This is a genomic window from Neptuniibacter sp. QD37_11 (assembly GCF_047778105.1).
Classification (GTDB): Bacteria; Pseudomonadota; Gammaproteobacteria; order Pseudomonadales; family Balneatricaceae; genus Neptuniibacter.
Genome location: NZ_CP180552.1, coordinates 2,436,806 through 2,449,244 on the forward strand (window position 1 = coordinate 2,436,806; position 12,439 = coordinate 2,449,244).

Here is a 12,439-nt window from a genome sequence, read left to right on the forward strand (position 1 = left end):
TGACTCAGCTACTGAAAGCGCCCTATAATCAGGGCGCTTTTTTATTTGTAGGGATTAATCTATGCAACTATTTAACGCCTATCACGCCCACATATATTTCGATGAATCTACATACACCGATGCCGAAACACTTGTGCAAAAAGCGAGCGAAACGTTAGAGGTAAAAGCAGGTAGGCTTCATCAAAAGCCGGTAGGCCCTCACCCAACAGGCAGCTGCCAACTGAGTTTTAGTGGCAACCAGTTCGCGGAAGTTGTCCAATGGCTGAATTACCATAGATACAATCTCGATGTCCTTATTCACCCAGTGACTGGGGATGATCTTAAAGATCACCGTGATTACGTCATGTGGTTAGGAAAATCTTACGAAATAGATCTATCTATCTTTATTAAACGACAGAAACAATCTAATCCAGCGTTGCAATAAAAGCGCGCGCACGCTGCTTGCCAAGCTCGATAAGTGGCTCAGCTTTATGGAATTCCAAGATACCGCAGGCATTTCGAGGGATTTCAATGACGCCATTTGGCGGATAAGCCGCTAACTTCTGCCGAGCAATAGTTCCCTGCATGGTATCGAAGGCCTGATGAGCAACATCGTACATACTCAATGAGCGACCTTCCTCTTCATCTGACTTATATAATTTTTCGACAAAGCTATGCACCCGCTCTTTGAAACTAAGATCCGTTTCCTCTTCATGTCTCTCTTCAATAAAGAGTCCATGTTCAACAGCGCCGCCTAAATTTACTGCAAAGATCTGATCGGTTTGATCATTAAAGCAAGGCGCGATAGGAACCGGATTTAGAATCCCGCCGTCAACAAGGAAAGAGTCTCGATACGGTACGGGAGAGAAGAACATCGGTAACGAAATAGACGCCCGGATCGCATCAAAAAGAGATCCAGAACTCATCCAAACCTCTTTTTCATCGTCGATATCAGCAGCGATTGCAGTAAATCGAATAGGCAGATCTTCAATTTTCCAATCGCCGACTAACTGGACTAAGGTGTCCATTATCTTATCGCCCTTCACAAGGCCATCAGATCGCCACGTCAAATCGAGCAAACTTAGGATATCCGTCTTATCAATCGCCCGGACCCAAGCCTCAAATTCAGCTAATTTTCCAGCAGCGTATACCCCACCAATCAAAGCGCCAATAGAACAACCGGAGATCGATTCAATCTTATATCCAGCTTGTTCCAGCTCATGAATAATACCTATATGAGCTAGACCTCTAGCACCACCGCTACCCAGTACTAAGGAAATTGACTGATCTTTCATAAACTAAGCATTCCTTACTTCGATATTATTCCGAAAAACACTATGATCTATTCACAATGAAACAGTTTTAATGAACCGTACAGACCATACAAGGATCGAAAGAACGAACTATATGCTGTACAGACACTGGTTCCTTTTCTCCTTCGTGAACAGGTGCTCCTACTAAAGCTTGCTCTAAAGCCCCTGGGACAGATTGCCCATCTCTCGGTGAGAAATTCCATGTTGTCGGCGCAATGATTTGGTAATTACTAATTTTGCCTTTTTCAACATTGATCCAATGACCCAAGCTTCCCCTTGCCGCCTCAATCATACCAACACCTGAACCCTCTTTTGGCATTTGGCCGTGGTGGCAGAAATCAGCCTGTGGATTAAGTTGCGCAGCCCATTTCTGCATTTGAGGAATCACTAGTGCAAGCTCCAGCAATCTAGCAATAATACGATTTTCAACATTACCACCAGAACGGTTAACAAGGTCGGTGATAAGCGGATGGCCATTAATAAGCTGCCGGGAAAGTGCACCTACTTCCATGACTTGGCGATTAAACCTTGGTGCTTTACACCAAGTGTAAGCGTCTTCATTAACAAGCGACGGGTTAGTTTTACCTTCTTGAGGCGGTAATGGCTCGGGCTCAGATTCCATCCAAGAGTATGCAAGGTCTTCTGTGATAGAACCTGTCTCTAATACGCCTGTCTCTCCATGAAAATTCACCCCCGATTTAAACATCGGCTCACCCTGAAGTGGGTAATTTCCATAACTTAAAAACTGGTTAGTACTGCGGCCTAAATTTTTCAGCTCTAAATCAGCACTTAAATGTAAAAAAGTGCGGAAATCACTCTGCCCCCAATGCTCTTTTGAAGACCATTGTTTCAGCGCTGATAGAGAATCTAACTCACCTATTTCTTCTAGGTCAGCGCCAAAGAGCTGCTCTTCAAGAAACCCTCTAAACGCAGACAAAATAGTTAGCAGTCTAATCCTTTCTTGAGATTCGATTGGCTTAGTTGTTCCCCCAGGCTGAAGGCTCAAGGTATGTGGCCACTTACCCGCCATCAATCCCATCAGATGCAGAAACTCAGCTCGAGCCGGAAGCATCGCGCGTGTTGCTGTACCCGTTTTAGCTTTAAATCGCTTACTCACAGTCGAAAACCAATCTTCACCTGCATAAATATCGCGACTAAAATCAGGCATAAAGAACAAGTAAAAGTGGGTCAGCAGATCCGTCATATTTTCGTTAGCTAACACGAGGTTGGTCGCTAGCTCACCATTCTCTGGCATTTCGAGCTGCATCATGTCCGCTAATGCTCTGGCACAAGCGACTGATTGACTAACCGAACAGATACCACAGATACGTGGGGTATACACCAACGCATCCATCGGATTTTGCCCATGCATAATCCGCTCAAACCCTCTAAACATAGGAGAGTTCACTCGAGCCCCTTTCACCTGTCCATTGGCAATATCTAAGCTAACTTCCAGATCCCCTTCCACACGATTGAAAGGCCCCACGACAATTCGGCTCATATCTAACTTTTTCTCTTGTGGACTGTGGGTGGATAGATCAGCGTTTCCGAGGTCGCGTTTTTGCGCAAACGCTCCGGTGTTGCCGCTTTCGAAAGGGAAGCCAAAGCGACAAACCAAGCTTTAGGCATATCTGTAGGCAGGCCTACCGGAATGCCCGCAACTTTAGGGGTTTGCATAAAGCTATGCATAGGCTCTTCAAACTCTGGCGCTGTGCAATTAATGCAGGCATAGCCACCTTTGGTACATGACCCCTCACCGTTCCAAGGGCGGGTATTACAATCCGCATGCGCTTGGGTACCAAGGCAACCCATATTTTCCATCATGCAACCAAGGTCGCCAGGATTTTCCGCGCTGGCTTTGTACTCATAAAATTCATTACGGCTGCAACCATGATGTACGAGGTGATCAGCATACATACGCGGCCGACCAAATTGATCTACAGCCTCTTCAGAATGTTCACCTAAAGCCAAACTGATCAAGGTTTCTGTTACCCAATTAGGGTGAACAGGACAGCCGGATATATTAACCGTATTAAAACCTGAGGCAGAGCGATATTCAGCCCCTAAGATTCCCCCGGGCACCTCCCCTTCAAATTGAAGACCTGCAGCGTCTGTAATATTCTCGCCAGCTGCAGATATGCCTCCATAGGCCGCACATGAACCAATCGCGATGGTATATTTAGCTTTCTGCGCTAACTTCTGGACCCAAGTCATCATTGGCGTATTGGTACCACCCAAAATGTGGAATCGGCCTGTGCCTTCAGGGCCTCTGGGGACAGCTCCTTCGATACATAACGCATCTAGCTTGAGTTCGTCTGCGAGGATCTTGTCTAAAAGTTCCGTCACTTCAGAGCCCGTCTCTTCACTGAGTGAAGGGTGCCATAACAGATTTATATTAGCGGCTTTAAAGGTAGAAATTAGATCGGGTGATTCAGCGTTCAATAGAGACATCGAACAGCCACCACAACCAGCTGACTGAAGCCAAAGAAGATTAAACATTACTAACCTCCTCTGTCGGTAACACTAAGATCGCCATCGCCCCACCCTCATCACGGTTTAATATACGAAGTTCACCACCGTGCTCTGAGACAATGCCATAACTGATCGACAGACCTAAGCCAGTGCCCTGACCAACAGGCTTAGTGGTAAAGAATGGATCAAACAGGCGAGAAAGATCCACCTCACAAACGCCTGGCCCTGTATCACTGACCTTAAATTCGATTCTGTCGTTAAATGATTCTGCCTCTAGGGTTAAACATTGCTGGTCACAACCTTGCATCGCATCAACGGCGTTTTGGACGAGGTTCACAACTACTTGGTGGATTTGGCCAGAATGCCCAACCGCTTTTAAGTCTGAAGGGATAAGATCAATAACCTCTACCGGCTGTTTACTCTCTTTAATTATCCAGTGCAGCGCCGTTCTGATCACATGGGTTAGATCGAACACAGTTTTCTCAGATTCTTGAGTAGAAGAGAACTGTTTAAGATCATTTACGATCTCTTTAACTCGGTCCGCTCCCTCCATAGTGCCAGCCACCAGCGAATTAAGGTCGCGGATTAACTTATCTAAACGTAGCTCTTCGCGCATCTCTTTCAGTTTATCACGAGACTGCCCTTCGTTGATCGCATCGAAGTACTGACTTAATCGATCGGTATAGCGCTGCAAAGCATGCATATTGCCATAAACAAAACTGATCGGATTATTCAGTTCATGGGCTACGCCAGCCACCAATCGACCTAGAGAGGCCATCTTCTCTGATTGCACCAAACGCTCTTGAGCCAACTTAAGCTCAGCATGGGCACTATTGAGTTCAATATAGGCTTTTTGCAGTTCACCTAAAGGCCTACCGATTAACACCATACCCACTAAGCGACCACGATGATTTTTACGCGGTGAACAGTTCATAGAAAGCGGAACAGAACCATCTACACCCTGCAGTTCTATCTCACAATCACGTACAGGCTGGACCCGCACCTGATTAATCAAGCCATTAACCTTTTGTAAAAAGCGAGGATCTACAAGATCTGTGAAATGGCTACCGACAAGTTGATCGCCCAACTTACCGGTTAACATCTCTAAGGCTCGATTAACCTGCTGAATCTGACCTAAGTGATCGCAGACAATCAATACATCACTCATAGAGCTCTGAACACTATCCAGAAACTGCTTATTCTCCTGTAGTTCGGCATTCTTCTCTTCTACTTCTACTTGAGAATGCACAAGGTCAGCATACGCCTCATCCATTTTCCGGATAACACTCACCCAAGCGTCATCGACACCCGGATCAAGTTGCGGCGCATTATTATTCTTATCTGACATAGTGGCTCTTTAACTAAAACACTCTTTACCTTGAAACAAACGATACCTTTAGGATTCTTGTTCCTGCTGGCATTTAAGGCAATATAAAGATTCCGGCCGAGCACTTAATCTCGCAAATGAGATAAGCTCACCACAACCCTCACAAAACCCATATTCTTCGTTATCAATTTTTTGTAATGCGTCTTCAATCAGTTGAATGCGTTCTTGGCATTGGCGCAGATTCGCTTTCGCCATGCTTTGCTGTTGTAAAGCATCCCCGCGTGAGACTCGTCCGAATGCTTGCTGATCGAGATTCACAGGTTCGGCCGTATGTTTCAGCGCAGAAGCCTCCTCCCCCAATTCATCGCGCAACTGATGGAGTTGTTTAAGTAACGTTTCTACTTGGGTTTCATCAATAAAATCAGCCATATACGCCTCATACGAATTTAGCTGCAACAAACCTAATATACAGTTTAAGGTCTGAACAAGAATAGGGGTATTACTTACATTGTTAATTCAGTACAGCGTGGCATAAATAAATCATATAAAAAAGACTGAATTATCACCAAGCGTGAACAACTCTGAAAATAGCTAGGGAAGAAAAGAGGAAAGGAAAAATTACGTGATAACTATCGAAATACAGCAGAGGGCTCTGCCATATCCCGATAGAAGAAGCTCAAATGAATTATTGAGCTAGAAGCACTTCAACGGCTTCTTTAATAGTCGCTTCATCGCAGTCAGTACAAGTACCGCCTTTTGGCATAGCACCTTTACCCTGAATTACAGTCTGAACCATTGCATCAATACCCGCAGCGCTGCGTTTATCCCACTCAGCTTTATCACCTGGTTTTGGAGCGTTACCTACACCTGCAACATGGCAGCCTTTACAATGCTTATCATAAACAGCTTGACCATCTGCCTGTGCGCCGAAAGAAACAGCAACTAACAAGCCACAAGCGATACCCTGAACTAACTTACCCATAAATCCACCTCACTGAATTTTTGATTTTAATTCAACAGCAAAATAGCCTAAAAATCCTTGATCCAGCGCATAAAGACTAAAAGGTCTGTTCAATTTCTGCATAACTTTCATCCTGTAGATGAATTTTGGTGATACAACAATTTATGGTAGCGTTGATCCACTACAGGGATTAGGTGAGCTAATTGTGAATACGCAAACTCTTCGCTTATGGAACAGGCAATACCTCGCACCTGCGTTAATGAGCGCAGTTATTACGTTGTTAATCACTCTATTCATAAGCTACGAGCAAGTAGAGCAGCATAAGCAGCTTCAACAACGCGACCTTAAAATCAAAGCCCAACAACTGTCCGAATGGCTCGATATCAACTACAGCATCATTAATAATGTGCTGATAGATATGGAGCAACTCAGCAAACAATGCAGCGAAGATATCCTCTTTGATATGCGCAGCATTATGTTTAACGTCGCCCCTGTAGTAGAGATGGGGATCGTCGATGCCAACGGACAGTTGGTGTGTACCAGCTGGAAAAAACACGACCTGCCTATCTATGTTACACCGCCACCCACCGAACCCGGTTTACGCTTTCTAGGCCCTGTTAATGTCGAATATATGCAACAACCTGCTTTTGTACTTGCGAGAAGTCTGAAGCAAGGTGGTGAAGTTAACGCACTCGTAAGAATAAGCTGGCTGAAGAACCAGTTACAAAATCGCTCCAGTGAACTAGGTTTTACCGGTCTGATCCATAGTGATACCGGACAACCAATTATTATGAATGGCCCTTATGCCAGCCCAAAATCAGGTTTGGCGCTACCTATAGATCAACCCAGAGTGCTCAAAGGTGCATTTGATAATGGTCTAGACCAAGTTGCAGCCTATAGCCCGTTGATTACCTTCCCTGACTTGAGCGTAGTTATCAGTGATGAAAAAAAAATCATCTTTGGTGATCACAGTAATTTTAGTATCCAAGGTGCTGCGCTATGTTTAAGCGTATGGCTGCTTCTTACCCTGCTTTTTCAATATCTCATCATCTACTTATCGGATAGCGCTCATCTACTCAAAAAAGCGATCAAGCACGGAGAATTTTTCAATCTCTATCAGCCACTAATCAATGCTTCGGATAAACAGATCATGGGCGCAGAGGTATTAATGCGCTGGCAGCATCCTGCCGAAGGCTTAAAGAACCCAATTACCTTTATCCCCGAAGCTGAAGAGAAAGGTTTTATCAACAAGATGACATCGCAGCAGCTGAAAAACTGTTACGACGAACTGCGCCCTATCCTGATACAAAACCCAGATTTCATCGTCACTATCAATATATCGTCCAACCATTTACTAGACGCTAAGTCAGTACGCGAACTAATTCACTACAAAGGCCTTATTACAAACTTAGTGTTAGAAGTCACAGAAGACGTATTAGTGGATAGCAACGACGATCGAATTCAAAAAGCCTTTATTAAACTTACGGCAGCAGGTATCGATATCGCCATAGATGATTTTGGCACAGGATACTGTGGCCTAAATTACCTTGGCCAACTACCGGTTAAATACCTTAAAGCAGATAAGTGCTTTGTCGCATCTATAGGCACAGATTCAATCAACAGCCATGTACTAGAGATGATTGTTGGCTTATCCAAAAAGCTTAACCTCATTACCATCGCAGAAGGCGTAGAGACACCGCAGCAAGTCGCACAACTGGATAAACTCAACATTGAGATCCACCAAGGCTGGCACTACAGCAGAGCAGTGCCTGCTAATGAACTGATTAAATCTATTGAGATAACAAAGCAACGAGTAAAAGGAAATGAGGAGCATCTCAAAGAGGCAGTTACGGTGTCTAGTTGAAAGGCTAGGACTTTGTTTAGCACTTAAAGGCGAGAGAGCGGCCTCAATTTTAGGACAGTCGCTTTAGTCCCCTTCGTCTAGAGAAAATTTCGCCTAGAGATTCTTAGCTAACTTAAATGCCTTAAACTTTTCGCCCAGCATCCAAAAAAACAGAGCATTCAAACTCACTTGCAACCTTTTTCATCGAATTATTCGAAGTAGAGCACTTATAAAAACTGTTCAAAACAGATTTATTCTAAGCAAATATACTCCAAACAACATCAGAACATTGGAGTGTAGTCATGAAAGCCATTTTGAAATATCCATTAGAACTCTCTGACAAAACCCAAACTCTGACCCTAAGAGAAGGTTTTAAACCCGTTAGATTTGAGTATGTTATTTCGGATCAATCACTCTACTTATGGGTCGAAGAGCCACTACTCAGCTCCATTCCGTCTCAACGTTATAATTTCAAAGTAAAAAGAACAGGCGAGCCGGTCAATGATCAGTTCTCTTATCTATTAACCGCTCTGGATTCTTTTGGTCCAGAGGCTTACCACCTCTTCATGGTAGAAGAAGACAAGGCAACTGAAGCTAGGCATAAACCACCTGTGTTAAGCACAGTTCAACATTCAATTGCCTCTTAAGCACTTCCCCTTTTGATGAGGGTTATACTTACTTATCATTTCTGAATTCACTACAACGGGTGAAACCGATTTATGAGTAAGTATAACCTTCGTCATCTTTATTTCTTTTGGCTGGTCGCTAAGGAAGGTTCGATTGCCAAAGCCAGCGAGATTGCAGATTTAACGCCGCAAACGATCAGCAGCCAAATTTCTTCTCTAGAAGAATCCATTGGTGGTCTTCTGTTCATGCGAAAAGGCCGTAACTTACTTATTACCCCTTTAGGAAAGCAAGTCGCTCGATATGCCGATCAAATGTTCAGCATTGCAGAGGAACTAGATCGTTTTCTGGAGGAAAAGCCACAAAACCGACCTACAAACTTAAACGTTGGCATTTCATCTTCGATCCATAAACTCATCGCCTATCACCTTATCGAACCTGTATTTGAGATTGATCAGGAAGTGACACTAAACAGTACAACCGGAATCCCCGCTCAACTGCTAACACTGTTAAGCCAGAAAAAGATCGATCTACTACTGACTGACGAACTCCCTGAATACAATTCAGATTCCAATCTATTCATCTATAAACTCGATTCATCGACCGTATCCTTGTTTGCAGAGCCTAAAAAAGCAGCCGAGCTACGCGAGAACTTCCCCATCAGTATGGATAAAGAAACCTTCTTATCCAATGCAATTAATGCCCCTTGGTTTGCCCAACTAATTCAGTGGTTTGAAGAACACCAAATAAGGCCATATGTAAAAGCTCAAATTGATGACAGTGCGTTAATTAAAGTCTTCGGATCTAAAGGGCATGGGGTTTTTGCTGCACCAACAGTCATAGCTGAGGAAGTCTGCCGCCAATATGGCGTTGAGTGTATTGCTGAAATTACCGAAGTAACTGATGACCTCTACGGAATTACGCGCAGAAGCAGTTCAAGTAACCCAACAATCAACGCTATTTGTAAAAGAGATCAATCCTTACAAATCTGATATTTCAAACAGGCCGTTAATTTAGTGTATTGCACCCACAAAAAAGCGGCTCATACAGAGCCGCTTGTTTAGAACCTAACTACTAGATTAAGCACTTAGCTCAAGTAGTAGTTTGTTCAAACGCGCAACATAACTTGCTGGGTCATCTAGTTGTGCACCAGCGGCTAGGCCTGCTTGATCGAATAGAACAGAAGCTAGATCACCAAAGCGATCTTCATCTGCTTCTTTATCTAGTTTTTCAATCAGTGGGTGCTCTGGGTTTACCTCAAATGTAGGCTTAGTGTCTGGCACTGCCTGACCTGCTGCTTCCATAATCTGGCGCATCTGAAGACCCATATCCTGCTCACCCAGAACAAGACATGCAGGAGAATCAGTTAGACGGTTAGTGATGCGAACATCAGCAACCTTTTCCCCTAGACTAGATTTCAAACGCTCAACTAGGCCTTCTAGCTCTTTAGCTGCTTCTTCCTGTTCTTTCTTCTCTTCTTCAGTCGCAGTGTCTTCTAGATCTAGCTGACCTTTAGTGACATCTTGGAAGGCCTTCTCATCGTAGTTATGTAGCTGGCTCATCATCCAGTCATCGATACGATCAGTCATTAGCAGTACTTCGATACCTTTCTTACGGAAGATCTCCAAGTGCGGGCTGTTTTTCGCCGTGTTGTAGTTATCAGCAACAACATAGTAGATCTTGTCCTGACCTTCCTGCATACGCTCGATATACTGATCCAGAGATACATTCTGCTCTTCGCTATCAGCATGCGTAGAGGAGAAACGCATCAATTTAAGGATCTTCTCACGGTTACCGTAGTCTTCCGCAGGACCTTCTTTTAGAACCTGACCAAACTCTTTCCAGAACGCTGCGTATTTTTCTTCATCGTTCTTGCCTAGTTTGATTAGCATATCCAGTACACGTTTAGTTAGTGCACTGCGTAGCTTATCCACATTGGCATCTTTCTGAAGAATCTCACGAGATACGTTTAGGGATAGATCTTTAGTGTCTATCACACCTTTCATGAATCGTAGGTATAGAGGCAAGAACTCATCTGCCTGATCCATGATAAATACACGTTGTACGTATAACTTAAGGCCTTTTGGCGCTTCACGGTTCCACAGGTCGTATGGTGCACGCTCTGGCACGAACAACAGGCTAGTGTATTCCATGTTACCTTCAACGCGGTTATGCGCCCAAGTTAATGGATTACCAAAGTCGTGAGAGATATGCTTGTAGAACTCTTGATACTCTTCTTCAGAGATCTCTGATTTGTTACGTGTCCACAGCGCTGTTGCACTGTTTACTGTTTCATCTTCTGGCTCTTCAGCAGCGGCTTCTTTCTCTTCACCCTTTTCACCGAAATTAGGCATCGCCTCTTTCTGCATGATTACAGGGATAGAGATATGGTCAGAGTACTTACGTACTAAACCACGTAGTGCAAAACCATCAGCAAAACTTTCTTCACCCTCTTTTAGATGAAGCACAATGCTGGTGCCACGGCCCGCTTTTTCGACTTCACCAATAGTGAATTCGCCTTCACCTTCAGATACCCAGTGAACACCCTGCTCTGCAGGCAAACCTGCTTTACGCGTAAACACTTCTACTTTGTCTGCCACGATGAAAGAGGAGTAGAAACCAACACCGAACTGACCAATCAACTGGCTGTCTTTGTTCTGATCGCCGGTTAACTGAGATAGGAATTGTGCAGTACCCGATTTAGCGATCGTACCTAGGTGTTCGATCACATCATCGCGGCTCATACCAATACCATTGTCCGCGATAGTTAGGGTCTTAGCTTCTTTATCAAAGCTGATGTTGATCTTTAGATCACCATCGTTTTCATAAAGCGCGCCATTTGAAAGCGCTTCGAAACGCAATTTTTCTGCAGCGTCAGAGGCGTTAGAGATTAGCTCACGCAGAAAAATATCTTTATTTGAATACAAGGAGTGAATCATCAAATGAAGCAGTTGCTTCACTTCAGTCTGGAAACCGTGAGTTTCTGTACGCGTTTCAGTAGTCATCAACACTTATCCAATATGTCTGTTATTTCTAAAACTACAGCGCTGCCCTAATGCAACAAAACTGTAGTGGAGAACTTGCTGAACCTTAGCAAGCTCTCCGCCAATAACTGGAATATTGGGACGTGCTAGACCTTTTCAAGCGCAAAGGGAGAGGTTTTTAACTTTTATTCGCCAGCACTCATCATCAACGTTTTGAGGGTAGAAGATTTAAATTCACGTCGATAGAGGACGAACACAACGCCGGCCGTCAGACCCATGAAGATCCATGGGTTGATAAACCAGCCCAAGATCGCCAAACAGAAATAGTAGGTACGCAGACCAAGGTTAAAACTGTTCGCGGCCATTGAGGTCATTTTAGCGATACGATTAGAGTGCGCATCCGCCTGCTGCTGAGAGATGTGCTCATCAGGTCCCGGCGCACCGCCAATCATGATTGAAACAAATCCATACTGACGCAGACTCCAGGTAAATTTGAAGAAGGCGTAAACAAACAACGTGATCAAAAGAAGGATCTTTAATTCCCATTCTGCACGGGTCGCGTGGAAGGTAAACGGGATATCCGCGACAACATCAATCGCTTGTTGAGTAGAGCCTAGTATGGTCATCAGACCGGCAAGTATCAGCATGGTGGTGGATGCAAAGAAGGATACGCTACGCTCCAGATTGGCAATCGCCGTTGTATCGGCAATTCGCACATCTCGGGTGAGCATGCGTGTCATCCACTCTTTTCGATACATATGTAAAACACTGGCAAGGCAAGGCGTTTCATAACTGCGTTTACGTGCGTAATACATATAGCCTTTGAAGCAGATCAAAAACCATATTAATGCCAGAAGATTAAGCCAGTTATCCATTACAAACTGGGAGATAGATGACATCTATTCGATCCTGAGTAGAAAATTAATCGTGCAATCT

12 protein-coding genes are annotated in these 12,439 nt (G+C 44.2%); 4 read left to right on the forward strand and 8 right to left on the reverse strand.

Annotation, left to right across the window (positions count from 1 at the left end):
* The first annotated feature begins 61 nt into the window (after nt 1–61).
* Nucleotides 62–424, forward strand: a complete 363-nt coding sequence (locus tag ACMXYT_RS11275) for a DOPA 4,5-dioxygenase family protein (RefSeq protein ID WP_415898738.1) — start codon at nt 62–64, stop codon at nt 422–424.
* Here the strand turns inward: ACMXYT_RS11275 and ACMXYT_RS11280 are convergent.
* The 6 genes from ACMXYT_RS11280 to ACMXYT_RS11305 all read right to left on the reverse strand — a co-directional run bounded on the left by ACMXYT_RS11280 (nt 405) and on the right by ACMXYT_RS11305 (nt 6,073).
* Nucleotides 405–1,274, reverse strand: a complete 870-nt coding sequence (locus tag ACMXYT_RS11280; protein ID WP_415885260.1) for a patatin-like phospholipase family protein — start codon at nt 1,272–1,274, stop codon at nt 405–407. The two genes, ACMXYT_RS11275 and ACMXYT_RS11280, sit on opposite strands and share 20 nt — an antisense overlap.
* A gap of 67 nt (nt 1,275–1,341) precedes the next feature.
* Nucleotides 1,342–2,793 carry a nickel-dependent hydrogenase large subunit gene (locus ACMXYT_RS11285; RefSeq protein WP_415911457.1) on the reverse strand — a complete coding sequence of 484 codons (1,452 nt, stop codon included), beginning with the start codon at nt 2,791–2,793 and terminating at the stop codon, nt 1,342–1,344.
* A gap of 2 nt (nt 2,794–2,795) precedes the next feature.
* Nucleotides 2,796–3,791, reverse strand: a complete 996-nt coding sequence (locus tag ACMXYT_RS11290; RefSeq protein WP_415898740.1) for a HupU protein — start codon at nt 3,789–3,791, stop codon at nt 2,796–2,798.
* Nucleotides 3,784–5,112, reverse strand: coding sequence for an ATP-binding protein (locus ACMXYT_RS11295; RefSeq protein WP_415898741.1), 1,329 nt, complete (start codon nt 5,110–5,112; stop codon nt 3,784–3,786). The genes ACMXYT_RS11290 and ACMXYT_RS11295 overlap by 8 nt, the downstream gene beginning before the upstream one ends.
* Before the next feature lie 48 nt (nt 5,113–5,160).
* Nucleotides 5,161–5,520 carry a TraR/DksA family transcriptional regulator gene (locus ACMXYT_RS11300; protein ID WP_415892008.1) on the reverse strand — a complete coding sequence of 120 codons (360 nt, stop codon included), beginning with the start codon at nt 5,518–5,520 and terminating at the stop codon, nt 5,161–5,163.
* Between the two features lie 256 nt (nt 5,521–5,776).
* Nucleotides 5,777–6,073: a c-type cytochrome gene (locus ACMXYT_RS11305; protein WP_415890717.1), complete on the reverse strand. Its 297-nt coding sequence runs from the start codon at nt 6,071–6,073 to the stop codon at nt 5,777–5,779.
* A gap of 184 nt (nt 6,074–6,257) precedes the next feature.
* On the opposite strand from ACMXYT_RS11305, the gene ACMXYT_RS11310 reads away from it, so the two are divergent.
* The 3 genes from ACMXYT_RS11310 (at nt 6,258) to ACMXYT_RS11320 (ending at nt 9,511) form a co-directional block, all read left to right on the forward strand.
* On the forward strand, nt 6,258–7,916 hold the full coding sequence (locus ACMXYT_RS11310; protein WP_415911458.1) for an EAL domain-containing protein: 1,659 nt from the start codon (nt 6,258–6,260) through the stop codon (nt 7,914–7,916).
* Nucleotides 7,917–8,197: 281 nt separating this feature from the next.
* A complete protein-coding gene (locus tag ACMXYT_RS11315) occupies nt 8,198–8,542 on the forward strand; it encodes a hypothetical protein (RefSeq protein WP_415898743.1) in 345 nt (114 codons plus the stop codon).
* A 72-nt stretch (nt 8,543–8,614) separates the two neighbouring features.
* The gene (locus tag ACMXYT_RS11320; RefSeq protein WP_415911459.1) at nt 8,615–9,511 is read left to right on the forward strand and encodes a LysR family transcriptional regulator; all 897 of its coding nucleotides are present in this window, start codon (nt 8,615–8,617) and stop codon (nt 9,509–9,511) included.
* An 87-nt stretch (nt 9,512–9,598) separates the two neighbouring features.
* Here the strand turns inward: ACMXYT_RS11320 and htpG are convergent, their stop codons facing one another.
* Nucleotides 9,599–11,524 carry a molecular chaperone HtpG gene (gene htpG, locus ACMXYT_RS11325; RefSeq protein WP_415911460.1) on the reverse strand — a complete coding sequence of 642 codons (1,926 nt, stop codon included), beginning with the start codon at nt 11,522–11,524 and terminating at the stop codon, nt 9,599–9,601.
* A 164-nt stretch (nt 11,525–11,688) separates the two neighbouring features.
* Nucleotides 11,689–12,402 (reverse strand): DUF599 domain-containing protein, encoded by a 714-nt coding sequence (locus ACMXYT_RS11330; protein ID WP_415898746.1) that lies wholly within the window; start codon nt 12,400–12,402, stop codon nt 11,689–11,691.
* Nucleotides 12,403–12,439 lie beyond the last annotated feature (37 nt).

Excerpts from the sequence above, each read along its gene's own strand:
- ACMXYT_RS11275 (WP_415898738.1), top strand. The coding sequence starts at position 62 with ATGCAACTATTTAACGCCTATCACGCCCACATATATTTCGATGAATCT.
- ACMXYT_RS11280 (WP_415885260.1), bottom strand. The coding sequence starts at position 1,274 with ATGAAAGATCAGTCAATTTCCTTAGTACTGGGTAGCGGTGGTGCTAGA.
- ACMXYT_RS11285 (WP_415911457.1), bottom strand. The coding sequence starts at position 2,793 with ATGAGCCGAATTGTCGTGGGGCCTTTCAATCGTGTGGAAGGGGATCTG.
- ACMXYT_RS11290 (WP_415898740.1), bottom strand. The coding sequence starts at position 3,791 with ATGTTTAATCTTCTTTGGCTTCAGTCAGCTGGTTGTGGTGGCTGTTCG.
- ACMXYT_RS11295 (WP_415898741.1), bottom strand. The coding sequence starts at position 5,112 with ATGTCAGATAAGAATAATAATGCGCCGCAACTTGATCCGGGTGTCGAT.
- ACMXYT_RS11300 (WP_415892008.1), bottom strand. The coding sequence starts at position 5,520 with ATGGCTGATTTTATTGATGAAACCCAAGTAGAAACGTTACTTAAACAA.
- ACMXYT_RS11305 (WP_415890717.1), bottom strand. The coding sequence starts at position 6,073 with ATGGGTAAGTTAGTTCAGGGTATCGCTTGTGGCTTGTTAGTTGCTGTT.
- ACMXYT_RS11315 (WP_415898743.1), top strand. The coding sequence starts at position 8,198 with ATGAAAGCCATTTTGAAATATCCATTAGAACTCTCTGACAAAACCCAA.
- ACMXYT_RS11320 (WP_415911459.1), top strand. The coding sequence starts at position 8,615 with ATGAGTAAGTATAACCTTCGTCATCTTTATTTCTTTTGGCTGGTCGCT.
- htpG (WP_415911460.1), bottom strand. The coding sequence starts at position 11,524 with ATGACTACTGAAACGCGTACAGAAACTCACGGTTTCCAGACTGAAGTG.
- ACMXYT_RS11330 (WP_415898746.1), bottom strand. The coding sequence starts at position 12,402 with ATGTCATCTATCTCCCAGTTTGTAATGGATAACTGGCTTAATCTTCTG.